General features: G+C 58.5%; 22 protein-coding genes and 1 riboswitch. Of the genes, 12 read left to right on the top strand and 10 right to left on the bottom strand.

What is annotated here, in order from left to right:
* The first annotated feature begins 38 nt into the window (after positions 1 to 38).
* From dgcN to AC6I8W_RS19690, 8 genes are all read left to right on the top strand, one after another.
* Positions 39 to 1,046: an N-acetyltransferase DgcN gene (gene dgcN, locus AC6I8W_RS19725; protein WP_497836354.1), complete on the top strand. Its 1,008-nt coding sequence runs from the start codon at positions 39 to 41 to the stop codon at positions 1,044 to 1,046.
* 1 nt (position 1,047) lies between these two features.
* On the top strand, positions 1,048 to 2,013 hold the full coding sequence (gene dgcA, locus AC6I8W_RS19720; protein ID WP_497836353.1) for an N-acetyl-D-Glu racemase DgcA: 966 nt from the start codon (positions 1,048 to 1,050) through the stop codon (positions 2,011 to 2,013).
* 18 nt (positions 2,014 to 2,031) lie between these two features.
* Positions 2,032 to 3,903, top strand: a complete 1,872-nt coding sequence (locus AC6I8W_RS19715; RefSeq protein ID WP_497836352.1) for an ABC transporter ATP-binding protein — start codon at positions 2,032 to 2,034, stop codon at positions 3,901 to 3,903.
* A 20-nt stretch (positions 3,904 to 3,923) separates the two neighbouring features.
* A complete protein-coding gene (locus tag AC6I8W_RS19710) occupies positions 3,924 to 5,465 on the top strand; it encodes a glutathione ABC transporter substrate-binding protein (protein WP_497836351.1) in 1,542 nt (513 codons plus the stop codon).
* A gap of 82 nt (positions 5,466 to 5,547) precedes the next feature.
* Positions 5,548 to 6,477, top strand: a complete 930-nt coding sequence (locus AC6I8W_RS19705; protein WP_497836350.1) for an ABC transporter permease — start codon at positions 5,548 to 5,550, stop codon at positions 6,475 to 6,477.
* Complete coding sequence (locus AC6I8W_RS19700; protein WP_497836349.1) at positions 6,477 to 7,361, top strand: ABC transporter permease subunit; 885 nt, start codon at positions 6,477 to 6,479, stop codon at positions 7,359 to 7,361. Before AC6I8W_RS19705 ends, AC6I8W_RS19700 begins: the two co-directional genes overlap by 1 nt.
* A gap of 2 nt (positions 7,362 to 7,363) precedes the next feature.
* The gene (locus tag AC6I8W_RS19695; RefSeq protein WP_497836348.1) at positions 7,364 to 8,407 is read left to right on the top strand and encodes a DmpA family aminopeptidase; all 1,044 of its coding nucleotides are present in this window, start codon (positions 7,364 to 7,366) and stop codon (positions 8,405 to 8,407) included.
* On the top strand, positions 8,404 to 9,225 hold the full coding sequence (locus tag AC6I8W_RS19690) for a M55 family metallopeptidase (RefSeq protein WP_497836347.1): 822 nt from the start codon (positions 8,404 to 8,406) through the stop codon (positions 9,223 to 9,225). Before AC6I8W_RS19695 ends, AC6I8W_RS19690 begins: the two co-directional genes overlap by 4 nt.
* 55 nt (positions 9,226 to 9,280) lie before the next feature.
* On the opposite strand, the gene AC6I8W_RS19685 is transcribed toward AC6I8W_RS19690, so the two are convergent.
* From AC6I8W_RS19685 to AC6I8W_RS19655, 7 genes are all read right to left on the bottom strand, one after another.
* A complete protein-coding gene (locus AC6I8W_RS19685) occupies positions 9,281 to 10,792 on the bottom strand; it encodes a serine hydrolase domain-containing protein (RefSeq protein WP_497836346.1) in 1,512 nt (503 codons plus the stop codon).
* A complete protein-coding gene (locus tag AC6I8W_RS19680; protein ID WP_497836345.1) occupies positions 10,789 to 11,529 on the bottom strand; it encodes an ABC transporter ATP-binding protein in 741 nt (246 codons plus the stop codon). Before AC6I8W_RS19680 ends, AC6I8W_RS19685 begins: the two co-directional genes overlap by 4 nt.
* A gap of 110 nt (positions 11,530 to 11,639) precedes the next feature.
* Positions 11,640 to 12,467, bottom strand: a complete 828-nt coding sequence (locus AC6I8W_RS19675) for an ABC transporter ATP-binding protein (RefSeq protein ID WP_497836344.1) — start codon at positions 12,465 to 12,467, stop codon at positions 11,640 to 11,642.
* Positions 12,468 to 13,367, bottom strand: coding sequence for an ABC transporter permease (locus tag AC6I8W_RS19670; protein WP_497836343.1), 900 nt, complete (start codon positions 13,365 to 13,367; stop codon positions 12,468 to 12,470).
* Positions 13,364 to 14,374, bottom strand: coding sequence for an ABC transporter permease (locus tag AC6I8W_RS19665; RefSeq protein ID WP_497836342.1), 1,011 nt, complete (start codon positions 14,372 to 14,374; stop codon positions 13,364 to 13,366). Before AC6I8W_RS19665 ends, AC6I8W_RS19670 begins: the two co-directional genes overlap by 4 nt.
* Positions 14,374 to 15,969, bottom strand: a complete 1,596-nt coding sequence (locus AC6I8W_RS19660) for an ABC transporter substrate-binding protein (protein WP_497836341.1) — start codon at positions 15,967 to 15,969, stop codon at positions 14,374 to 14,376. The genes AC6I8W_RS19665 and AC6I8W_RS19660 overlap by 1 nt, the downstream gene beginning before the upstream one ends.
* Before the next feature lie 22 nt (positions 15,970 to 15,991).
* The gene (locus tag AC6I8W_RS19655) at positions 15,992 to 16,171 is read right to left on the bottom strand and encodes a hypothetical protein (protein ID WP_497836340.1); all 180 of its coding nucleotides are present in this window, start codon (positions 16,169 to 16,171) and stop codon (positions 15,992 to 15,994) included.
* On the opposite strand from AC6I8W_RS19655, the gene AC6I8W_RS19650 reads away from it, so the two are divergent.
* Together AC6I8W_RS19650 and AC6I8W_RS19645 are read left to right on the top strand one after the other, a co-directional pair.
* The gene (locus AC6I8W_RS19650) at positions 16,170 to 17,234 is read left to right on the top strand and encodes a dipeptidase (protein ID WP_497836339.1); all 1,065 of its coding nucleotides are present in this window, start codon (positions 16,170 to 16,172) and stop codon (positions 17,232 to 17,234) included. The genes AC6I8W_RS19655 and AC6I8W_RS19650 overlap by 2 nt on opposite strands.
* Positions 17,235 to 17,236: 2 nt before the next feature.
* A complete protein-coding gene (locus AC6I8W_RS19645; RefSeq protein ID WP_497836338.1) occupies positions 17,237 to 18,151 on the top strand; it encodes a LysR family transcriptional regulator in 915 nt (304 codons plus the stop codon).
* Between the two features lie 694 nt (positions 18,152 to 18,845).
* On the opposite strand, the gene AC6I8W_RS19640 is transcribed toward AC6I8W_RS19645, so the two are convergent.
* Together AC6I8W_RS19640 and AC6I8W_RS19635 are read right to left on the bottom strand one after the other, a co-directional pair.
* The gene (locus AC6I8W_RS19640) at positions 18,846 to 20,198 is read right to left on the bottom strand and encodes an MFS transporter (protein WP_497836337.1); all 1,353 of its coding nucleotides are present in this window, start codon (positions 20,196 to 20,198) and stop codon (positions 18,846 to 18,848) included.
* 173 nt (positions 20,199 to 20,371) lie between these two features.
* Complete coding sequence (locus tag AC6I8W_RS19635) at positions 20,372 to 21,274, bottom strand: GntR family transcriptional regulator (RefSeq protein ID WP_497836336.1); 903 nt, start codon at positions 21,272 to 21,274, stop codon at positions 20,372 to 20,374.
* 135 nt (positions 21,275 to 21,409) lie between these two features.
* On the opposite strand from AC6I8W_RS19635, the gene AC6I8W_RS19630 reads away from it, so the two are divergent.
* Positions 21,410 to 22,438: a zinc-binding alcohol dehydrogenase family protein gene (locus AC6I8W_RS19630; RefSeq protein ID WP_497836335.1), complete on the top strand. Its 1,029-nt coding sequence runs from the start codon at positions 21,410 to 21,412 to the stop codon at positions 22,436 to 22,438.
* A 112-nt stretch (positions 22,439 to 22,550) separates the two neighbouring features.
* Here AC6I8W_RS19630 and AC6I8W_RS19625 read toward each other — a convergent pair whose 3' ends face one another.
* Positions 22,551 to 23,468: a nucleoside hydrolase gene (locus AC6I8W_RS19625; protein ID WP_497836334.1), complete on the bottom strand. Its 918-nt coding sequence runs from the start codon at positions 23,466 to 23,468 to the stop codon at positions 22,551 to 22,553.
* A 130-nt stretch (positions 23,469 to 23,598) separates the two neighbouring features.
* A riboswitch (Fluoride riboswitch) is annotated at positions 23,599 to 23,674 on the top strand.
* Positions 23,675 to 23,765: 91 nt separating this feature from the next.
* Here AC6I8W_RS19625 and crcB point away from each other — a divergent pair.
* On the top strand, positions 23,766 to 24,143 hold the full coding sequence (gene crcB, locus AC6I8W_RS19620) for a fluoride efflux transporter CrcB (protein WP_497836333.1): 378 nt from the start codon (positions 23,766 to 23,768) through the stop codon (positions 24,141 to 24,143).
* Positions 24,144 to 24,155: the final 12 nt, after the last annotated feature.

The raw sequence follows: 24,155 nt of genomic DNA, 5'->3' as shown, positions 1-24,155 counted from the left end.
GCTCAGGTCCTTTTCACCTGTCTGATACGAGAAACATCATGCTGATCCCTCAACCTTATTTACTTTTCCTTGGTGACGTTACCGATCCACTGGCGGCTAAAACCGCGCGTGGCATCCACGTCTGGCGTCCTGAGCAGTGCGTCGGCGAAATCAAACTGCCGGGATGCACCGTCAGCCTCGGTCTGGAAGAAATCGACATTGCCACCGCCAAAGCGCGCGGCGCGAAAACCCTGGTACTCGGCACCGCCAACGCCGGTGGTTATCTGCCGCAGCACTGGCTGGATACCGTGCGCAACGCCATCAAAGCCGGGATGAATGTCGCCAGCGGCCTGCATCATCGTCTGGTGGATGAGCCAGAACTGGTGGCACTGGCGCAGGAGTTCGGTGTGGAACTGTTTGATATCCGCCATATGCGTCCGAAGCTGGATGTCGGCAGCGGTAAAAAGCGTACCGGTAAGCGTGTACTTACTGTCGGCACCGACTGCTCAGTAGGCAAGATGTACACCTCGCTGGCCCTGGAAGCAGCAATGCGCGATATCGGTCTGAACGCGGATTTCCGTGCTACCGGTCAGACTGGCATCCTGGTGGCGGGTGCCGGTATTGCTATCGATGCGGTGATTGCAGACTTTATCGCTGGTGCGGTTGAAGCCTTGTCTCCGGCCAACGAACCCGATCACTGGGACATCGTTGAAGGCCAGGGGTCATTGTTCCACCCGTCCTACGCCGGTGTATCAATGGGCCTGATCCATGGTGCTCAGCCGCAGTGGCTGGTGATGTGCCATGAGATGGGACGCCCGCATATGCGTCATCTGCCGCATCAGCCGATGGTCAGCCTGAAAGATTGCGTGGAAGCCAACCTGCGCGCCGCCACCGTTACCAGTGATTCGGTACAGTTGGCCGGTTTCGCCATCAACACCTCGAACTACAGCGAAGAAGAAGCACGTGCTTACTGCGCCGAGGTCAGCGCCGAGTTTGGCGTACCTGCTACCGACCCGGTGCGCTTTGGTATCAATGACATCGCGGCGTTGCTGAAGGAGCGTGGCTAAGATGCGGCGCATGCAGATTGAAGTGCTGGAGCTGCCGTTGGCGCGTCCGTTTGCCATCTCGCGTGGCACGCGTACTGCGGTGACGGTGATTCGTGTCACCCTGGAGCAGAATGGCTTTATTGGTCGCGGTGAATGCACCCCCACGCCGCGTTACGACGAAACGCCGGAAAGCGTCAATGCTGAACTGGAAGCGCTGCGCGCTGACATCGAAGCGGGCCTCAGCCGTGTCGATCTGCAAACTCGTCTGCATGCCGGTTCAGCGCGTAATGCGCTGGACTGCGCGCTGTGGCGGCTTGACGCCGCGCTGGCGAAACAATCGTTCTGGCATTTGACACAGCAAGAGCAGCCGATTTCGGTGATCACCGCCGAAACCCTTAGCCTGGATAGCGTCGCCAATATGGCGGCAGCGGCAGCCGATGCGGTGTCGCGCGGCGCTATTCTGCTGAAAATCAAACTCAACCGAGACGAAATTCTGGAGAAAGTGGCCGCCATCCGCGCCGCCGCACCTTACGCCACGCTGATTATTGATGCCAACGAAGCCTGGTCCGGTGTGGATCTGCACAGCCTGCTGAACGCGCTGCTGCCTTACAACATCGCGATGGTCGAGCAACCGTTACCGGCCGGTCAGGATCAGGATTTACAACGTTTCACCCATCCAATTCCGGTATGCGCCGACGAGAGTTGCCACACGCGAGAAGATATCGCCCAGCTCCGTAATCGCTACGAGATGATCAACATCAAGCTGGATAAATGCGGTGGGTTAACCGAAGCACTGGCGATGGTGGCCGAAGCACAAAAGCTGGATATGCGCCTGATGGTGGGCTGCATGTTGGGTTCATCACTGGCGATGGAAGCGGCGCTGCCGGTGGCGATTGCCGCAGAACATATCGATCTTGATGGCCCGATCTGGCTGGCGGCAGACAGCTCGCCATTCCTCTCCTATTCCCAGGGCCGAATCTGGCTATAACCCGCACGCGGAGCAACGATGACGGACACTTCACTTATACACAACGCCGCCAGCGTTGCCGGTTCCGCGACTGCGCCGGTACTCGCTATTCAGGAGCTCAGCGTCAGCTTTCGTGGCCGTAGCGGCGTCAGCCAGGCGCTGAAAGGCATCAATTTCGAGATACACCAGGGTGAAATCGTCGCCGTGGTTGGCGAAAGCGGATCGGGCAAATCGGTCACCTCGCTAGCGGTGATGGGGCTGCTGGCGGCTTCGGGCCGTATCGATCGCGGTAGCATCCAGTTCCGCGATCGTCGCGGTCAGCTACATCAGTTGGAAAAACTCAACGAAACCCAGCGTCGCGCTTTGCGTGGCCGCGAAATGTCGATGATTTTTCAGGAGCCGATGACTTCGTTGAACCCGGTGCTGCGCGTCGGCGATCAGCTGACGGAAGCACTGCGCGACCAGCAAATTTGTGGCAAAGCGGAAGCCGAAGCGCGCGCCCGTGAACTGCTGCGCCAGGTACGCATTGCCGATGTCGATCGCGTGATGAAAAGCTATCCGCACTCGCTGTCGGGCGGGATGCGTCAGCGCGTGATGATTGCGCAGGCGCTGGCCTGCGATCCACAACTGTTGATTGCCGATGAACCGACCACCGCGCTCGACGTGACGGTGCAGGCGCGCATTCTGCATATCTTGCGCGATCTGCAACGCGCCAAACAGATGGCGGTGTTGTTTATCACTCACGATATGGGCGTGGTGGCGGAAGTCGCTGACCGTGTGGTGGTGATGTATCGCGGCGATGTGGTGGAGCAGGGCACGGTGGCGGAGATTTTTAACGCACCGCAGCATCCCTACACCAAAGCCTTGCTGGCGGCAGTGCCAAAACTGGGTGATATGCGTGAACACGCCTGGCCGCAACGCTTTCCACTGTTGGGTGCCGCACCCACCGCTAACGCGGAACAGCGCACCGCGCGTTACGACGACAAACCGCTGCTCGATGTACGCGGCCTGAAAGTTTATTACCCGATTCGCAGCGGCATCTTCTCGGCAATGACCCATCAGGTTCATGCGGTGGAGCAGATCGATTTCACGCTGTGGCCGGGAGAAACCCTGGCGATTGTTGGTGAAAGCGGCTGTGGCAAATCCACCACTGGCCGCGCGTTGATGCGTTTGATCAACAGCGATGCCGACAGCATCCATTTCCAGGGTAACGAAATCGCCAACCTGAAAGAAGCCCAGTTTCAGCCACTCAGGCGTGAAATCCAGATGGTATTTCAGGATCCCTATGCCTCACTCAATCCGCGCTTAACCGTGGGGTTCACCATTGCCGAGCCGCTGCTGCTGCATGGCGTGGTGAAGTCGCTGGAGGAGGCGACGGCGCAGGTGGAAGCATTGCTGACCAGCGTCGGTCTGTTGCCGGAACATGCGCGCCGTTATCCGCATGAGTTTTCCGGCGGCCAGCGCCAGCGCATCGCGATTGCCCGTGCCATGGCGCTGAAGCCGAAGGTGATTATTGCTGACGAAGCGGTCTCCGCGCTGGATGTGTCGATTCAGGCGCAGGTGGTGAACCTGATGATGGACTTGCAACAGCAAACCGGCGTGGCGTGGATTTTTATCTCGCATGACATGGCGGTGGTGGAGCGTATCGCCAACCGCGTGGCGGTGATGTACCTCGGCCAGATTGTGGAGCTGGGGCCGCGTCAGGCGGTGTTCAATAACCCGCAACATCCCTATACCCAACGGCTGCTGGCCTCGGTGCCGGTGGCAGATCCACAGAACCGTCCACAACGAACTTTCGATGACAGCGAGATCCCTTCGCCGTTACGCAAGGTGGGAGAAACGGTCATTAAACCCCGTTATCGCCAGGTTGCCCCGCAGCACTGGGTCGCTGACGGCATTGTTTCGCGCTAACCCCAATACCAGGAGATTTTATGAACCCGTTTTTCCGTCGCACCTCGCTCGCTCTCGGACTTACCCTCTCCCTGGCGGCTGCCGCACAGGCGCAGGATCTGCACATCTCGATGTATGCCGATATCACCGGTCTCGACCCGCACGATACCTCGGACAACGTCAGCTATTCGGTGCAGAGCGGTATCTTTGAACGTCTGTTCCAGTTCGATGCCCAGATGAAGCTGCAACCCTGGCTGGCGACCGGCTACACCAGCAACGACAGCGCCACCGAATTCACCCTGACACTGCGTAAAGGCGTCACCTTCCAGGACGGCACGCCGTTTGATGCGGAAGCGGTAAAAGCTAACCTTGAGCGCCTCGCCGATCAGACCAAAGGTCTGAAGCGCAACAGCCTGTACAAGATGATCGCGAAAGTCACGGTGCTGGCCCCGGATCAGGTCAAAGTGGAGCTGAATCAGTCATTTGGTGCCTTTATCAACACCCTGGCGCACCCGTCGGCAGTGATGTGGAGCCCGGCAATCCTGAAACAGTACCCGGACGAAGCGCAGCTGCGTCTGCATCCGGTTGGCACCGGTCCGTTTAAGTTTGTTGACTGGCAGCCGGGGAAAGCGGTCAAGCTGACCAAGTATGACGGCTACTGGCAGAAAGGTTGGCCGAAGGTGGATAACGTCACCTTCTCACCCAGCCCGGAAGATGCCACGCGCGTGGCAGCTCTGAAGTCAGGGCAGGTAGATGCCATCTGGCCATTGCCGTCCGATCTGATCAGCACCGTGCAGAACGACAGCAAGCTGGCGATCCAGCGCGATCCGAGCATTTACCTTTACTACATGGCGATCAACACCCAGCACAAACCGCTGGCAGACCTGCGCGTGCGTCAGGCGATCAACTACGCCATCGATCGTAATCTGTGGCTGAAAGTGGCGTTTGCCGGCATGGGCAAACCAGCCAGCTCCGCCATCCCGGAAGGGGTGCAGTTCTGGCAGAAGCAGAGCGAGCCGAACTACCGTTATGCACCGGATGAGGCCAAAGCGCTGCTAAAAGCGGCGGGTTACCCGAACGGTCTGGATCTGAAGCTGTGGACCACCAACGCCACCGCCAGCGTGCGTGCGGCGCAGTTCCTGAAAGCGCAGCTGGCGACCGCAGGCATTCGCGTCACCGTGACGCCAATGGATTCCGGTACGCGCAACGCCAAACTGTGGGGCGTGAAAGATCCGAAGCAGGCAGAATTTGACCTCTACTACGGCGGCTGGTCTACCTCCACCGGTGATGCTGACTGGGCGCTGCGTCCGTTGTACGCCACCGAATCCTGGGTGCCGACCTCGTACAACGTGTCGTACTACAGCAACCCGGCAGTGGACAAAGCGATTGCCGGTGGCCTGGCAACTGCTGATCCAGCCAAACGCGGTGTGGCTTATGCCGAAGCGCAGAAACTGCTGTGGAAAGATGCCCCGGTGGCCTTCCTCGGTACGCCGGATAACCTGGTGGGCAAACGCAGCAACCTGAGCGGCGTGTCGATGCTGCCAGATGGCAACTTCCTGTATACCCAGGCTGCATTTAAGTAAACATAACCCGTAGCGGCGCGTTTTATCGCGCGGGTTTTTTAAAAACGCGCGATAAATCGCGCCGCTACACAGAAGGAAACGCATGTTCGCATACATCATTCGTCGTCTGCTGGAGATGATCCCGGTACTGCTGGTGGTCTCGCTGCTGGTATTCGGCTTCATCAAACTGCTACCGGGCGATCCGGCGCGCATCTACGCCGGGCCGGATGCACCGCTGGCGGCGGTAGAAGCAGCGCGTCAGCATCTCGGTCTTAACGACCCGCTGCCACAACAATATCTGCACTGGCTGGGGGGCCTGTTCCGCGGCGATCTTGGCGTTACCTACCGCACGCAACAGCCAGTGCTGGAAGTGATCAAACAAGGCTTTATGCCGACCATGTGGCTGGCGATGGCGGGCTTTGCCTGGTCGGTGGTTCTCGGTCTGTTTCTGGGCGTGCTGGCGGCGCTGAAACGTGGCAAATGGCAGGACTGGACGCTGATGAGCGTCGCGGTAGGTGGTATCTCAATGCCAACCTTCTGGCTCGGCCTGTTGCTGATCCAGTTCGTCGCCATGCCGTTTGGTTTGTTTTCGGTCAGCGGCTTCAACAAGCCCACCGATATTATCCTGCCCGCCATCACCCTGGGTTCCTCGGTGGCGGCGGTGATGGCACGCTTTACCCGCTCTGCCTTCCTTGAAGTGGCGCAGGAAGATTACGTGCGTACCGCCAAAGCGAAGGGGCTGCGTAATCGGCTGGTCACCTGGAAACACGTGATGCGCAACGCGCTGATCCCGGTGATTACCATGCTCGGTTTGCAGTTTGGTTTTCTGCTGGGTGGATCGATCGTGGTGGAAAGCGTGTTCAACTGGCCGGGGTTAGGCTGGCTGCTGATCGAATCGATCAAAGCGCAGGACCAACCGGTGATCCAGGCGTTGGTGATGCTGTTCGTGTTTGAATTTATTGTGATTAACTTGCTGGTGGACCTGCTGTACGCAGTGGTTAACCCGGCAATTCGTCTGCGACAGGAGCCGTGATGAGTCTGCAATCTTTGCCTGCCAACCCGCAGGAGGCGATCCGTTCGCCGTGGCGCGATTTTCTCCACGCCTTTGTGCGCAATCCCCTGGCGCTGGTATCGGGCGGTTTTGTGCTGCTGCTGGTACTGGTGGCGATATTCGCCCCGTGGCTGGCGCAGTGGGACCCGATGGCGCCGGACTGGATGGCGCTGTCGTCACCACCGTCTGCCGCGCACTGGATGGGCACTGACGATCTTGGTCGTGACCTGCTCAGTCGTATTATCTATGGTGCGCGCATCTCGCTGTATGTTGGCGTCGTGTCGGTGACGCTTGGCATGGTGGTGGGCGTGCTGCTTGGCCTGCTGGCGGGCTACTATGGCCGCTGGATCGACATGCTGATCATGCGTGGTTCTGACGTCCTGTTCGCCTTCCCCGGTATGCTGCTGGCGATTGCGGTAGTGGCGATTCTTGGCCCCGGTCTGAATAACGTGATCATCGCGGTGGCGGTGTTCAGCGTGCCAGTATTTGCTCGTATCGTGCGTGCGTCGACGTTATCGCTGAAGCAGGCCGCCTATGTGGAAGCGGTACGCTGTGCTGGCGCGCCGGATCGGGTGATCCTGCTGCGTCATATCCTGCCGGGTACGCTGTCGAATGTGATTGTCTACTTCACCATGCGCATCGGCACCAGTATCCTCACCGCAGCCGGACTGAGTTTTATCGGTCTTGGCCCGGAGCCGGACGTCCCGGAGTGGGGCAACATCCTCGCGATGAGCCGCAACATGATGATGGCGGGCATGTGGCACGTCAGCGTCTTCCCTGGGCTGGCGATTTTTATTACGGTGCTGGCGTTCAATCTGCTGGGCGATGCCCTGCGCGATACGCTTGATCCCAAACTGAAGAGTTAAGCATGGATTTTCAACAGATGCAGCGCGACCTGCTGCTGCAACGCTGGCGCGAAACGCGCCAGCTCGGTCAGCCGCGCAGCGCCTGTGGGCCGACCAACCTGATCAGCGATGTGCCCGGCGTGCGCGTTGGGCACGCCACGCTGGTTGAGGGTGAGATCCAGACCGGCGTCACCGCGATTGTGCCGCCGGGCGACAACCTGTTTCAGCAACCGCTGCCCTGTGCGGCGGCGGTGTTTAACGGCTTTGCCAAGCCGGTAGGTCTGGTGCAGGTGGAGGAGCTGGGCGTATTGCAGACGCCAATCCTGCTCAGCAACACCCTGGCGATCGGCACGCTGTTTACCACGCTGGTGCGGGATGCCATCAGCCGCAACCCGGAGTTGGGCCGCAGTTTGCCCACAGTCAATCCGCTGGCGCTGGAGTGTAACGACGGCTGGCTGAACGACATCCAGGCGCTGGCGGTAACCGAAGCGCTGGCGCAGCAAGCTCTGCACCAGGCGCAGGTCGATTTTGCCCGTGGCAGCGTGGGTGCCGGACGTGGCATGAGCTGCTTCAGCCTGAAAGGTGGCATTGGTAGCGCCTCGCGCCTGATCCCCTCATTGGGTGCCACGCTGGGCGTATTGGTGCTGGCGAACTTTGGCGCACTGACGGCGCTAACGCTGGATGGCGTGCGCCTCGGCGAGATGATCGCTCCGTTATTGCCGGAACTGACGCCGCAGCGCGATGCCGGTTCCATCATCATGATTATGGCGACCGATGCAGCGCTCGATGCGCGTCAGCTGAAGCGCGTGGCAAAACGCGCCGGGGCGGGCCTGGGACGACTCGGTAGCTATTGGGGACATGGTTCAGGTGATATTGCCGTGGCCTTTTCCACCCAAACCCAGCCGCAGCCACCGGAAGATGCGGCGCTCGAACCGCTGCTGGCTGCCGCCGCCGATGCCACTGAACACGCGGTGTTGGATGCGCTGTTGAGTGCGACAGCTGTTACTGGTTTTCGCGGCCACCACCGGCCTGCATTAACGGATGTTTTAGACAGGTTATCTCAATGAAAATCTTTATCTCCGCCGATATCGAAGGCATCGCGGGCGTGATGCGCCCGGAACAATGTTCACCGGGCCATGCGGAATACCAGCTGGCGCGTGGATTGATGGAGCAGGAAGTGAACGCCGCCGTTGACGGGGCATTTGCCGGAGGGGCCACCGAGGTGGTGGTGGCTGACAGTCATGCGCAAATGACCAACCTGCGTGCGGAAAATATTGATCCGCGCGCCCGTCTGGTGCAGGGCAAACCACGCGGTTTGTCGATGGTGGAAGGGCTGGAACAACAACCGTTCGATGGCCTGTTTTTTATCGGTTATCACAGCGCGGCAGGTGAACCGGGTGTGCTGGCACATACCATTAACGGGCGCGCTTTCTGGCGTATCCATATCAACGGCAAAGTGATGGGCGAAAGCGATATCTATGCCGCTGCGGCTGCCGAACAGGGCACGCCGCTGTGGCTGGTGAGCGGGGACGACCAGTTGCAGGGCTGGATGGCCGAACACTATCCGTCAGTCGATTATGTCTGCGTAAAACGCGCGATTTCCCATACCTGCGCCGAATCCATCAGCCCACAGGCGGCGCAAAACGCCATTCGTAGCGCGGCTACGGCGGCAGTACAGCGAGCACGTCAGGTCAATACCACCCGGCTCAGCGCCCCTTATGAGATGCAGCTCCAGGCGAGCAAACCAGTACTGGCCGATCTGTTCAGCCTGATCCCTGGCGTAACGCGTATCGATGCGGTAACGGTGGGCTACCGTGCTGAGAAAATGGGCACGCTGATCAGCCTGCTCAGCGCCTTCTCCTATCTGGCGAGTACGCAAAATTAGCGCAATAAATTGCGCCGCTACATGGTTGGTAGCGACGCGATTTATCGCGCGGGTTTTAGCGCGTAAAGCACACCACGCGGCTGCGATTTAACAGCAGCCGCACGCGATCTCCCGATTGCGCGAGGACAAAACGTTTCTCCCACGGACCATCCAGCGCGGTAGCCAGCACGCGATCGCCGCCCAGCGATTGCAGGGTGGCACGAATCGCCGCCGGGCCGATGCCCATCGTCAACGACTCTCCTTCAATCACCATTTCGCTGCGGTACTGCGGTGCAAACCAGCGCCCTTGTAGGTTGTCGAGGCTGGCACCATCTGGCTGCACCGGCACAAAGCGGCGCGCCGCATGGCCGATTTCACCGACAATTGCTGCGCCGTCGTGGCGTAACTGCATAGGAAAGGTGCTGGAAAGCGAGACGGCATCACCGTGGCGTTCATCGCGCCACAGGGTTTCACCGGCACCCAGCCAGGTCGCGGTGACGCCCTTGATCTCCAGCCAGTCAGCGGCATTCGGTGCCACATACAAACCGGGTGTCAAATCGTGACCTTTTTCTGGTAATGAGCGGCCCAGCGCCGCCGCCAGAATACGCAGCGCGCTTTCGGAGGTGGTGACATCTTCGCGGTTGGCCACCAGCGCCACACCGATTTTCAACTCCGGGTGCAGCAGGAAGTAGCTTTTATAACCAGCGTGGGAACCGCCGTGACCAAACAACGTTTGGCTGCCGAGCGTCGAGCTGGTGATACCAAGGCCATAACCGCTGGTGCGGCCATCGTTCAGATTACGAGGGGCGCTCAACCGTTGCAGCACGCCTGCACCCGGGCCGCTATCCGCCAACAGGCTTTGCAGCCAACGTGTCAGATGGCGCAGGCTGCCGGTCACACTACCGGACGCCGACAGGTGCAGACCCGCGCTGGACAGCTGCCATTGTTCGCCGTTGTTCCAGTAACCAGGCACCAGACCTGGCACAATATCGAACCAGCTTTCCGGTGCAAACAGGTTGATATCCAGCGGTTCGCAGACGTATTGCTGCAACAGGTCGTTGAACCGCACGCCTTTCGCCTTTAACGCTTCTTCCACCAGACGATAGCCGGTATTGGTGTAGGAGATCTCGCTGCCCGGTGGGTAGCTGAGGTCACCCTCACCTGCCACGAACGCGAGCAAATCGGCGGCGGTGGTGGCGTTGTAGACCGACAAACCGAGCAATGACAGGGTTTCGCGCACATCCGGCAGGCCGCTGCTCATATCCAGCGCCTGGCCGACGGTGACCGCGCCGTTGGCTCCGGTCAGCTGCGGCAGATGCTGGGCAAGGGTGTCTTCCAGTTGCACATAGCGGCGGCCCGGTCCGGTAACCATCGCCGCAAACAGGTGTTTGGTGATGGAGGCAAAACGCACCACGCTGTCGATTGTGAAGGGCGTCTGTTGGGCCAGATCGCCCAACCCGGCGCAGTGTGTCGAATGAATATGGTGGGCATCAAATAACACAATCGCACCGCCTGGTGCATCGGGTTGTTGCCAGCTTTGCACGATCGAGTCTGCAACGTCTGCGGCCTGTTGCCAGTGGGCTGTCATGCCGGTTCCTCCAGCGTCATGCTGAGATCAAAAAGTTGCGCGGTATGCGGATGCTGGATACGCCGGGCGCGCAGGTCATCGGCGCTTAGCTGCTCCACCATCTCGCCATGCTGCATCACGCCAATACGCTGACACAGGTGCGTCACCACCGCGAGGTTGTGTGTCACCATAATGTAGGTCAGTTTGCGCTCGCTGCGAAGATCGCTAAGTAAATTAAGGATTTCCGCCTGCACCGACACATCAAGCGCTGAGGTGGGTTCATCCAGCAGCAGCACTTCCGGCTCGGCAATTAGCGCGCGGGCAATCGCCACGCGCTGGCGCTGCCCGCCGGAGAGCTGGTGGGGATAACGAAAACGTACTGCCGCAGGCAGACCCACTTCGTTCAGTGCCTGGCTGATGCGCTGCTCGGCGCGATCGAGCTGATGCACCAGCAACGGCTCGTGCAGGATACGGTCAATGGTCTGGCGTGGATGCAGCGAACCGAATGGGTCCTGAAACACCATTTGTACCTGGCGAAAAAAGGCACGGCTGCGTTTGGCGCTTAGCGCCTGACCACCGAAGGTCATGCTGCCCTGCCAGTCTTCATTCAGCCCGGCCAGCGCCCGCAGAATGGTGGATTTGCCGGAACCGCTTTCGCCGACCAGACCGAAACTCTCACCATTGCCGACGGCAAAGCTGACGCCTTTCACCACGGTATGCGCACCAAAGGCGATGCGCAGATTATCGATTTGAATCATGTATTTTGCTCGTTTAGCTCATCATCCGATCCAACTCGCGCGATAAATCGCGCCGCTACACGCACCAGACCGTAGCGGCGCGATTTATCGCGCAATTTCGGAAACGCTTATTAATCCCGCCACGCCGCGTCGCGCTGCAACACCGGCAACCGCTCACGCGGATGGCGCAGCGATGGCAGGCAAGCCAGCAACCCACGGGTATACGGATGCTGCGCCTGTTGCAGCTGCCCGGCTTCCAGCAATTCGACGATCTTACCGGCGTACATCACCGCCACGCGATCGCAGAAATGCGACACCAGCGGCAGATCGTGGCTGATCAGGATCAACCCCATGCCGCGTGCAGAAACCAGATCGTCAATCAGTTTGAGGATCTCCGCCTGCACCGTGGCATCAAGCGCGCTGGTGGGTTCATCGGCGATCAACAACTCCGGGTCGGGTGCCAGCATCATGGCAATCATCACGCGCTGCCCCATCCCGCCCGAAACCTCATGCGGATAGCGCTTCGCCACCGCCTCGGGTTCGCGGATTTTTACCTGTTCCAGCAACCCAATCGCCGCCTGCATCGCGGCTTTTTTGCTGCCGCCTTTATGCTCGCGCCAGGCCTCAGCAATTTGCTGCCCGATGGTCATCACCGGATTCAGCGAATATTTCGGGTCCTGCAAAATAAAACCGACGCGCTTGCCGCGAATCTGGCGCAGCACTTTTTCACTGGCCCCGCGCAGGTCGATACCGTCGAAGCGCAGCACATCTGCCGTCACCTCAGCATTGCCCGGCAGCAGCTGCATCAGGCTACGCGCCGTCAGCGATTTGCCAGAACCGCTCTCGCCGACAATGGCGAACTTCTCACGGCCAACGCTAAAGCTGACACCGCGCACGGCTTCAAAGGTCTCCGCGCGATTGCGAAAGGCAATGCGCAGATTTTCAATTTCCACCAGCATTTAGCGCTCCTTCGGGTCCAGCACGTCACGCAGACCGTCGCCAAGAAAGTTGAACGCCAGCGACGTCAGGAAAATAGCGATGCATGGCATCAGCGGCACCCACCATTCGCTGAACAAAAAACGGCGCGCGGTGGCAATCATCGTGCCCCATTCCGGTGAGGGTGGCTGTGCACCCATGCCGAGAAAGCCGAGGCTGGCGGCGGTGATGATGATCGAACTCATGTCGAGGGTGACGCGCACAATCAGGCTTGGCACGCACAGCGGCATGATATGACGCAGAATAATGCGCAATGGCGCGGCACCGGTCAGACGACTGGCGGCGATAAAATCGCTATGGCGGAACTGCAAGGTTTCCGCACGCGCCAGGCGGGCGTAGGGCGGCCAGGAGGTGAGGGCAATCGCCAACACCGCACTTTCGACACCCGGTTTCAGCGCGGCGACAAATGCCAGCGCCAGAATCAGGCGCGGGAAGGCAAGGAAGATATCGGTCAGACGCATCAACGCCTTATCGACAAACCCGCCGGCATACCCGGCGATACAGCCAATTAACAAGCCGAGCGGGGCGGTCAGCAGCACCACGGCGATCACCATGCCAAGCGTGGTGCGCCCGCCATAAATGATGCGCGTCCAGACATCGCGCCCCAGTTCATCGGTGCCGAGCCAGTGCACCCAGGACGGTGCCGCAAGGCGGTTTTCCAGATGCTGTGTACCCGGATCGAACGGTGTCAGCAGCGGCGCAAACAGCGCCAGTAGCAACATCAGGAAAATGACCAGCAGCCCCGCCATCGCCAGCGGGTTGCTGCGCAGGCTGAGCCACAGACGATAGCGACGGCCCCACACCGCCTGACGGCGGTTAGCTGGCGTGTCATCAAGTAGCCAGTCACGAGAGAAAAAAATCATTTTACGCGCGGGTCCCAAAGTCGATAGAGAAGGTCAGCCAGCTGGTTTAGCAGCACATACACGGTGCCGACCAGTAGGGTTGCGCCCACCACCGGGTTCATGTCGGCATTCATCAGCGAGGTGGTGAGATACTGCCCGAGGCCCGGCCAGGCAAAGACGTTTTCCGTCACCACCGCGCCTTCCAGCAGTCCGGCGTAGGTCAGCGCCAGCACCGTCACCAGTTGCACCGCCACGGTGGGGAAGGCGTGACGCCAGATCACCCGAGCCGCAGATAAGCCCTTGGCGCGTGCGGTGATCACGAACTCGCCGCTCAGGGCGTTGAGCATAAAGGTGCGCGTCATACGCGTGATGTAGGCCATGCTGAAATAAGCGAGGATCAGCACCGGTTGCGCCATATGTGCCAGCGCATCGCGGAAGGCGTCATACTCACCGGCCAGCAGGGAGTCGATGGTGAGGAAGCCGGTGACCTGCGGCACCATATCCTGCCAGATAATGTCCTGCCTTCCTGGTCCCGGCGCAATGCCCAACACCGCGTAGAACACCAGCAAACTGAGTAACGCCAGCACGAACACCGGCAGTGAGTGGCCTGCCAGACACACCACGCGGATGGTCTGATCCACCCAACTGCTTTGCCGCACTGCCGCCCACACGCCTAGCGGGATGCCGATCAACGCGGCGATAATAATCGCCGCCGTCGCCAGCTCCATGGTGGCCGGGAAGAAACGGGCGATATCGGTGGTGACCGGGTTGGAGGTCAGAATCGATTTGCCGAGATCGCCATGTAACAGCTGATTGAGGTAATGACCAAACTGAATGTAGAGGGGCTGATCCAGCCCCATCTCCGCACGTACGCGCTCCACCACCGATTGGGGCGCGTTATCACCGACCGCTGCCAGCACCGGATCGGTGGGCATCACGCGGCCAATGAAAAAGGTCAAAACCGACAGGCCAAACAGCGTCAGCACCAGGCTGCTCAGGGTGCTGACGATTTTCTTCAGTAACGGCATCAGGCTTTTTTCACCTGCTCATACGGCCACTGCTCCAGCACGGTCAGGTGAACGTCGCTGACATTTTTGCCGACCGCGACGTTTTTGGTTTTCTGCATCATGTAAATAAACGGACTCTTCTCACGGCCCAGTTGCTGAATCTGGTGATACAACGCGATACGTTTCGCCGGATCGGCTTCGTGCAGCGCCTGCTCGGTCAGTTTGTTGAACTCATCATCAGACCAGCTGCAACGCCAGGCCAGCGTACGGTTGCGCGCGTTGTCGCTGTTGTCGGTGTTAACGCAGAAAGCTTCGGTGTTGGAGTTCGGGTCGAAGTAATCCGCGCCCCACACGGTCAGCGCCAGTTGATGCTGACGGGCGCGCATCTTGGTCAGCACCTGACGGTTTTCCGCCGCAATCAGCGACACCTTGATGCCAATCGCGCCCAACTGGGTCTGAATCGCCTGGGCGATGTCCGGGTAGGGCTGCATCGAGTAGTGGTCGAGGGTGATTTCAAACCCGTTCGGATAACCCGCTTCCGCCAGCAGCGCTTTGGCTTTGCTGAGGTCTTTATGGAAAGGGGTGTCATCCAGCGCCGCCGGGAAGCCGCTTGGCAGGAAACTTTGATGGGTGATAAAGCTCATCGACAGAATATTTTTCTGGATGCTGTCGTAATCCAGTGCCCATTTCAGTGCCTGCCATACCTGTGGTTTCTTCAGGTATTCGTTATTGGTGTTGCACGACATCAGCATGATGGCGGAGAGCGACTGATTCACCAGCGACACCGTCGGGTCGTTTTTCACCTGTAAAAGTTGTTCGGTGGTCAGGTCATAGGCCGCATCGACATCGCCTTTTTTCAGCATCAGCGCCTGTGCTGCCGGGTCGGCGATATGTTTCAGGATCACGCGTTTGATGTTGCTCTTGCCAGCGAACTGCGGGCTGAGTTCCAGAATCACCGTTTCGCTGGCTTTCCAGGTGCGCAGGGTAAAGGCACCCGAACCGGCGCTGTGCTGCTTGAGCCATGCGTTGCCGAAGTCGTTATTCTGCTGGTTCGCCAGACAGGCTTTCTTCGACACAATGCTGCCGACGGTGGCAGACAGGCAGTACAGCAGGAAAGTCTCGGCAGCCGGTGCGCCCAGTTTCATTTCCAGCGTATGGGTGTCTTTCGCCGTCACCAACTGCGTCACGTTATCTTTGGTAAAGCCGAACTGGTTGATAATAAACGCCGGGCTTTTATCCAGTTTCACGATACGTTCGATGGAGAACGCCGCATCTTCAGCAGTAACAGGCGTACCATCGGCAAATTTCGCGGCTGGATCAATATGGAAGGTATACACGCTATTGTCGGCGTTCACTTCCCAGCTTTTTGCCAGCGCGCCAATGACTTTGTCGGCCTGCTGTGGATCGGGCATCACCAGCTTCTGATACAGGTTGCCGCAGATCTGGCCGCCAGTGGCTTCAAAACTTTCATGCGGGTCAAGGCTGGTCATGTTGTCCAGCTGCATCGCCATCACCAGCATGCTGGGCGGCGTGGCACCGAAGGCAGAGTTGAGGCTGAGATACGAAAGGAAGGGCACTGCGGTGCATCCTGCAAGAAAACGTCTTCTGGTTACCATTGTGACTCCAACTTATTGATTATTAAAATAAAAAAATTATTATTTGTTGTTTTTTGTCTTGACATTCCCGCCGGGCAGGAGGATTAATAACAGGCATTAAGCCTTTTGTTTCATACGCAGCCGATTGCCCTTTTTTGGTGCATTTCGCCCCGCCAACGGGCAGCGTTTGCGCTTTCCCCTGAACAAGAAACGGATACAACATGTCTGACTCGCCTAACACCAACCGGATTGCCATCCCGGTTTTTGATGGTCACAACGATGTCCTCAACAAACTGTGGCAACACCATCAGCCCGATGCGGTGAATGTTTTTCTCAATGGCACTGAATCAGGCCAGATGGACTTTCCCCGCATCCGGCACGGAAATATGGTAGGTGGGATTTTTGCCACCTGGGTGCCATCACACCCGCTAGTTGCAAGAAGTGCGCCAGACCTCTCAGATTTTCCTCATGAAATTATCAGCAATGCGCGCGATGCCACCTTCTCGATGCTGGCGTTATTACTGCGTATTGAGCAGGCGTCGCAGGGCCAGGTAAAAATATGCCGCAGCGTGCGTGACATCCGTGAATGTATGAGTAAAGGCGTGCTGGCGGTGGTGATGCACGTTGAAGGGGCCGAGGCGTTGGATACGCGTGGCGAACTGCTGGATATTCTGTACGCCAGCGGGCTGCGTACCCTGGGGCCACTGTGGAGTCGTCCGAACCAGTTTGGCGACGGCGTGCCATTCCGCTATCCCTCCTCACCCGATATCGGCAATGGCCTCACGGCAGCCGGTAAGCAACTGGTACGCGAATGTAATCAGCGCCGCATCATGGTTGACCTGTCGCATATGGATGAGAAAGGTTTCTGGCATACGGCGGAGATCAGTGATGCACCGCTGGTGGCCAGCCACTCCAACGCCCATGCGTTGAGTGCCCAGTCACGTAACCTGACCGACCGCCAGCTGGCGGCAATTGCTGAAACGCAGGGCTTTGTCGGTGTGAACTTTGCCGTGCCGTTCCTGCGTGAAGACGGCGATCGTCACGCGCCCACCACGGTGGATGCCATCGTGCGTCATGTGGAGTATCTGCTGGAAAAAGTGGGTGAAGATGGCGTCGGCTTTGGTTCCGATCTGGATGGCGCGACCATGCCGGGCGATATGAAAGACGTGGCCGGTTTCCCGCTGGTGGTGGATGCGCTGGCGGCGCGCGGTTATTCGCAAGAGCTGCTGGAGAAAATTTGCTACGGCAACTGGCTGCGTGTGCTTGAAGCCACCTGGGGCGAATAATCGTGCGCTTGCGACATATTGAGGTGTTTCAGGCAATTGTGCAGACCGGCAGTATCAGCGGTGCGGCGCGCTTGCTTAATGTGTCGCAGCCGAATGTCAGTCGGGTGCTGAACCACGCCGAGCAGCAGCTTGGTTTTGCGTTGTTTGAACGGCGCACCCAGGGGATGATTGTGACGGCTGAAGGACGGCGGTTGCTGCCGGAAGTGGAAGAACTGTATCAACGTTTGCAATCGATTACCGAGTTGACGGAGCAATTGCGACGCGGCGAAGGGCAGACGGTGCGCGTTGGCGCGGCACATGCTTTTGGGCAGATGGTACTGGCTCCGGCGCTGGTCACCTGGCGGCAACAGGCGGCATCGGTTAGCGTGGAGTTGGTTACTGAGCACTTCAGCACCCTGTGTCGCAGTATCCTCGATAATCAGCTCGATTTCGCGCTGGTATTTGGTCAGCAGGTGGATGCTGACCTGCTGGCGGAACCTTTGTTTCAATCCTCAATGGTGGCGTTGCTGCCGCTGTATCATACCCACAACGAACCGGTCACCCTTGAATGGCTGTGCGCCAATAACCTGCTGATGATGCAAAGCCAGGACCCGCTGGGGCGCGTGCTGCATCGCGCGCTGCGGGATAAGGGGTTAAATCCGGGGGTATCGCTGTCGATTAAAACCTACTCGGTGATTGCCGACATGGTGCTGGCGGGTGGCGGTGTGGGGATCGTTGATCTGTTTACCGCCTGTCGCTATGCCGATCAGTTGAAACTGCTGCCGGTGGCGCAGCCGCTGCCGTTTGAGGTGATGCTGATCAGCCGTCGTGACCGGCCTCAGTCACAATCGACTTTGCAACTGAAACAGGTGATTCGTAATAAGTTGTGGGAGATTGCGCGGCAATGTGAATCACGGTTTTTTACGGTGAGGCCGTAAGGGAGCATTCGCCTCGATCTGATGTTTTGGCTCCGAGGCTGTTTCGTTCGCCTCGGGCTGATGCAGTTTCAGCTCGCCGGTGCGGCGACCGAGCAAAGGGCGCCTGGCCGCGCCCTCTGCACTCCCGGGCCTCGCGCCAGCCTCTTTTTTTGCGCGATAAATCGCGCCGCTACAACTCAACGCCGCCTTTCGCCGCATCCATGCGGCTCATCCTGGCAGCATTCATTCGCTCAGCGAGTCCGGATGGCGCCCCACCCTCGCTGCACGCCTTTTACTTCTCTGTCATATCATCATTGCTGCCTGCGCGATAAATCGCGCAGCTACGGGTAGCGTGATGCCATTTGTAGCGGCGCGATTTATCGCGCAATTAAGAGAGCATCTGGCTTTCAGGCGGTGGGGTGGGCGGCATCCGCAGCGCCGAGCGCAGAGGGAAGGCCAGGCCGAGCCGCATGGATGCGGCGAGAGAGCGGAATGAGCCAGGGATGGCGAATCCGCGCGTGCCGTGCGGCCTGAGTGATAAGCGAGGGAACAGCGCTATGCGCTGCGCGAGGACGCCGCAGGGCGCGGATTGCAAAGGTCCGCGCCCTCGGACCTTTGCCCGTCCGCCTGCACGATGCAGCTGAAACTCCACAATGTCTGGCGGGCGGAACCTACTCAGTGTTAAACCGCTGCGGCGGGTGGAGCCTTTTCAGAATCAAACCCCATCCGTAATCGGTTTACGCACCAACAACAAATACGCCAGCGCCCCCACCACCGTCACACCGGCACAAATCATCAGTGCCAGGCTGAAAGATTTGGTGGTATCCAGCACCCAACCGGTAACAATCGGTGCAAACGAGGCGAACACAAAACTGGCAAAGTTCTGGATACTGCCGACCGACGCGGTCATCCGTGCGGTGACGTTGGCGTGAATCAGTCCCCAGCAGGATGTCCCGGCAAAATGGATACAAAACAGTGCCATGCCAATCAGCGTCACCGCGCTGGTGGTGTCGGTGGCACGGGTCACGAAGGCGGTAAACGCCGCAGACAGCAACATGCCGCAGACAATGCTCACCTTACGCACTTTCACTGCATTCATCCCGCGACGTACCAGCGCATCCACCACGTAGCCGTTGAGCAGCATCCCGGCAGCACCGAACAGGAACGGAATCGCTGCCAGCAAACCGGTGCTTTTCAGATCGAGGTTATAGGTGGATTGCAGGTAGCCCGGCAGCCAGGCGATATACAACCACGCGGTGTAGTTGATGCCGCTGAAACCAATCATCATGCCCCACATGGTGCGCTGCTTAAACAGCCCGCGCCACTCGGCAAAACTGATCGGCTCCTTGCGCGATGCCACACTTCCCGCCTGTAAATAATGGATCTCTTCCGCGCTCAGTTTGTTGTTGTCGCGATCGCGATAGGTCAGATACCAGCCGATAGCGAGGAACATCCCCAGCACGCCGATAGTGACAAACATGCCGCGCCAACCCAGCACCAGCATCATCGCTGCCAGAATCGGTGGGGCAATGGAGAGGCCAATCATCGAGGCAGCGTTAAACATCCCCATCGGCATGCCGCGATCTTTGATGTTGAACCAGTCGTTGATCACCTTCACGCCGCACGGGTTCATCGGTGCTTCACCAATACCGAGACCGATACGCACCAGGATAAACTGGGTGAAGTTATGCACCATACCGGCTGCGGCCTGGAACAGCGACCAGACGAACATGCCAATCGCCAGCATAATGCGTGGACCTTTGCGATCCAGCAGCGCACCGCACGGCAGCTGTGCCAGACCATACGCCAGCGAAAACGCTGAAAGCAGCACGCCAATTTCGGTCGCCGACAAACCCAGCTCACCGCGAATGGTCATATTGGCGACGGACAGCGAACTGCGGTCAAGATAGTTAATGATGGCGGCAAACAGCAGCAACAGCATTGCTGTCATCTGAATCTTTTTGATGCGCGGTGAGCGCACCACATCGCCGCGTGCAGGGACGAATTCGCGTCCATCTGCGGCTGGGGCTGGCGCTGTCTCGCGACCACGAGCCGACGTATTTTCCATTGCAACCTCCCGGATCTGGGTACTTATCGTTATCAGTCAGTGTGGGGTTCTGTGGTCGCCAACCGATGCGACCTGAACAGATGGTTCCGAGACTAGAAGCAAAGATGACAGGATGTTGCAAAGATGTTTCTGATTCGTGCGGGAGCTAATGCTTTGTGGTTTTTAATCGGTTTTTAATTGTACTGGCGGATCGAGCGGATCATTGAGGTTTTGGCGGTGTCGAGATGGGTATGTAGCGCGCACAGCGCTTCCACATCCTGACGGCTAATCAGCGCGGTGAGGATCGCCATATGCTCTTCCAGCGCCACGATATTTCGTTGCTTTAAATCGCTTTCATCCCATTGATAATGCGAGTGAAAAATCACCGAGATAATCTCCAGCGATTGATTAAAAAACGGGTTGTTAGCGGCGGAAAGAATCAGCGAATGCATCTCCTTATCCAGCGCAGCGAAGTGACGATAATCGCTGGCGATGGTGTCGCGCATCGCACGATGCCTGTCGAGTAAATCGCGTGCCTGAATCCAGCGCTCATCCTCCGATGCCAGATTGAGAAAGCGATTTAACGCGTGGGTTTCCAGCATTTCGCGCAGCTCAAACAGTTTTTCCGCGTAATTCTGGTCAAACTTTTTCATGCGCCACTGACCACGTTTCACTGTCTCCAGCAGGTTGTAGCGCATAAAACGCAGCAAAAATTCACGCACCACCACCGGGCTGACCTTCACTCGCTGCGCCAGTTGCAGCTCGGTAAAGGTATCCCCCGGCATCAGCAGCCGCTGGTTGATCAAATTAAAAAACGCCTGCTCGAATTGTGCGGCCTGCTGCTCAATCGGCGGGGTGAGCGCGCTGAAGCCATCCTCGTCGCTCGGGTTACGTACGATAACGTACGTTTCATCCACCTTTTCCAGTACGCCGCGCTGGTGCAGGTAATGCAGGGTATGGCGTACCGTGGTTCGGCTGATATTGAACATCTCCGCCAGCGCCGCCTGCGGCGGTAAGGGCGAGCTGATATGACGCTGGGCGATGCCCTCCAGCATTTGGTTGATGACGTTCTGACGCAGATTCTGGCTTCGGCTCATGGCAAACTCCGGTTTTTTATTTATTAAAAACCATCGAAAGCCCAAAAAAATCGTTCTGCTTCACACTTTCGTGTGCGCAACAAGCCGTTAACATCGATTCTCGCCATAACTGTGACATCAGCACAGGAGATAACTATGACAAGCATGAAAACCCTGGTGGTAGCGGAACCGCGTAGCATGGTGTGGCAGCAGCGTGCCCGACCGACACCGGCCACCCATGAGGTTCTGATTAAACCGATTACCGCCGGGATTTGCGGCACCGATATCCACGCCTGGGCGGGAAACCAGCCGTTTTTCAGCTATCCGCGCGTGTTGGGTCATGAGTTATGCGGTGAAGTGGTGGCGCTGGGCGCTGAGGCAAGCGGTTTTACGCTGGGGCAACGTGTGGCGTTGATCCCTTACGTCGCCTGTCAGCAGTGCGATGCCTGTCAGAGCGGCAAAACCAACTGCTGTGAAAACATCTCGGTGATTGGCGTGCATCAGGATGGCGGCTTCTGTGAACTGCTCAGCGTGCCGCAAAACAATTTACTGGCGGTGGATGATGTCGCCCCGGAAGCGGCAGCGTTGATCGAGCCATTCGCCATCAGCGCCCACGCGGTGCGCCGGGCAGCGGTGATGCCTGATGAGCAGGTGTTGGTGGTCGGTGCCGGACCGATTGGTCTCGGTGTGGCGGCGATTGCCGCAGCGGCGGGGGCGCAGGTGGTAGTGGCCGATACCAGCGAACAGCGGCGGGCGCATGTCACGCAGCAACTGGAGCTGGCGACCATCAACCCGCTGGATGCTGATTTTGACGCCACGCTGCGTGCGCAATTTGGCGGACGGCTGGCGGCGAAAGTGATTGATGCCACCGGCAGCCCGGCGGCGATGAACGGTGCGGTGAAACTGATTCGCCACGGCGGCACCATCGTGTTTGTCGGCCTGCACAAAGGCGACCTGGTGATCCCCGATACCGAGTTCCACAAAAAAGAGACCACGCTGATGGGCAGCCGCAATGCCACACGCGAAGATTTCGACAAAGTGCGCGAACTGATGGCGAATGGTCAGCTACGTGCCGACATGATGCTCAATCGGCATTATGACTTCTCTACCCTGGCGGAAACCTTTGAACCCGAGGTGATCAACAATCGCGAGCTGATCAAAGGCGTCATCCACTTCGCGCGTTAAGTTTTCATCGGGCAACGCACCGTGGGTGTGCGGTGCCGCAAAAATCGCGTGATAAATCACGCCGCTACAGGCCATCAATCATCCCAGTAGCGGCGCGATTCATCGCGCGTCTTCACACCTGCAATGTGGCGAAAAAGTGCTGGCGCACCGCGTCAGCTTCAACGCCGAGACACAGGCGCTGCGCATGTAACCCGGCAAAGGGATCATGGCGTGATGCGAGGGCGTTCAGACGGCGTAGCGTCTGGCCGCTGCTGATGCCTTCCGTCACCACCCGTACTGGTGCCTCCGTGATGTGAAACGCATGCGGCAGCGCCAGCCACGAGAGGGTTAGCGTGTCATGCAGCGCCATACCCGCAAAGCCTTCTTTCTCCAGACTATACGCCAGATAGGGACGGCAGATGGCGCTCAGCACCGGTTGATTAAGCTGGTGCACTTCATCGGCGGTAATCAACACCTTATGGGTGACATCCAGCGGCAGTACCACCACTTTTAACGCTGAGGACAGCACCTGATCGGCGGCGTGCGGATCTTTCCAGATATTGAACTCGGCGAACGGTGATACGTTGCCGCTGTGTCCGTCGGTGCCGAATGCGCCGCCCATCATCACCAGTTCTTTCACCAGCGGAATAATATCCGGGGCCTGATTGATGGCGCTGGCGATATTGGTCAGTGGGCCAATCGCCACCAGGGTGATGGCATGTGGGTGAGCGCGTACGCTGTCGATAATAAACTGCACCGCGCCTGGGGCCTGATCGCTGTGGGTATTGTGGAAAGCATCGCCCAAGCCATCTTCCCCGTGCAGACGCGCCGGTGCAGAAGGGGCTAGCGCCAGCGGGCGTGAGCACCCGCGATACACCGGGGCATCAATCCCCATCTTCTCGCAAAACAGCCGGGCATTTTTTACCGCCTGACCCACCGCCACATTGCCAAATACCGTGGTGATACCCAGCAATTTCTGGGTGCGTGCGGCATACGCCAGCGCAAAGGCGTCATCCACGCCGATATCAGTATCAAAAATCAGGGTGCGCATGGGGATCTCCAGTTAATCGCTGCCGTCCAGGTTAAAACATAAATGTGTTGGGTGATACACCAATTTATCCGGACGAGTACCTTGCTCAACGTCACATATTGTCTGCCAGCGCCAGCCATCGTATTATCAACCCCCTCAAGGTGATGGCGTGCCACCTTCCCCAACCGCCGTTCTGGCAACAGACGGCTGATGACGCCTGACAACACTCTTATCCCTGCGCGGGAGACGGCGGTGTGTCAGGCGTTTTTCTGTCCTGCCGCGGCCCTGCGCGTTTCAAACATCAGGAGCTACACATTTATGTTGAAGTCGCTGTTGGCCGTCATGCTCGGTGGTGCCGTGGGTTGCGCACTGCGTTGGCTTATCTCGCTACGTTTTAACTCCCTGTTTCCCAATCTGCCGCCCGGCACGCTGCTGGTTAATCTGGCCGGTGGTTTTATCATCGGTGCGGCATTGGCGTATTTTATTAAAAACCCCCATCTCGACCCGACCTGGAAGTTGTTGATCGTGACCGGTTTGTGCGGCGGCCTGACGACCTTCTCCACTTTCTCGGCGGAAATTGTGGTGTTACTGCAAGGCGGCAAATACCTGTGGGCCATGTCTAGCGTGATGGTGCATGTGATCGGTTCGCTGTTGATGACCTTTGCCGGTTTCGCGCTAGTCAATCTGCTGGGATAAACGGAGCGCTTG

This window comes from Pantoea sp. X-Soil-TKNS-1211, assembly GCF_059730495.1.
This window is presented reverse-complemented; position numbering and strand designations above follow the sequence as displayed.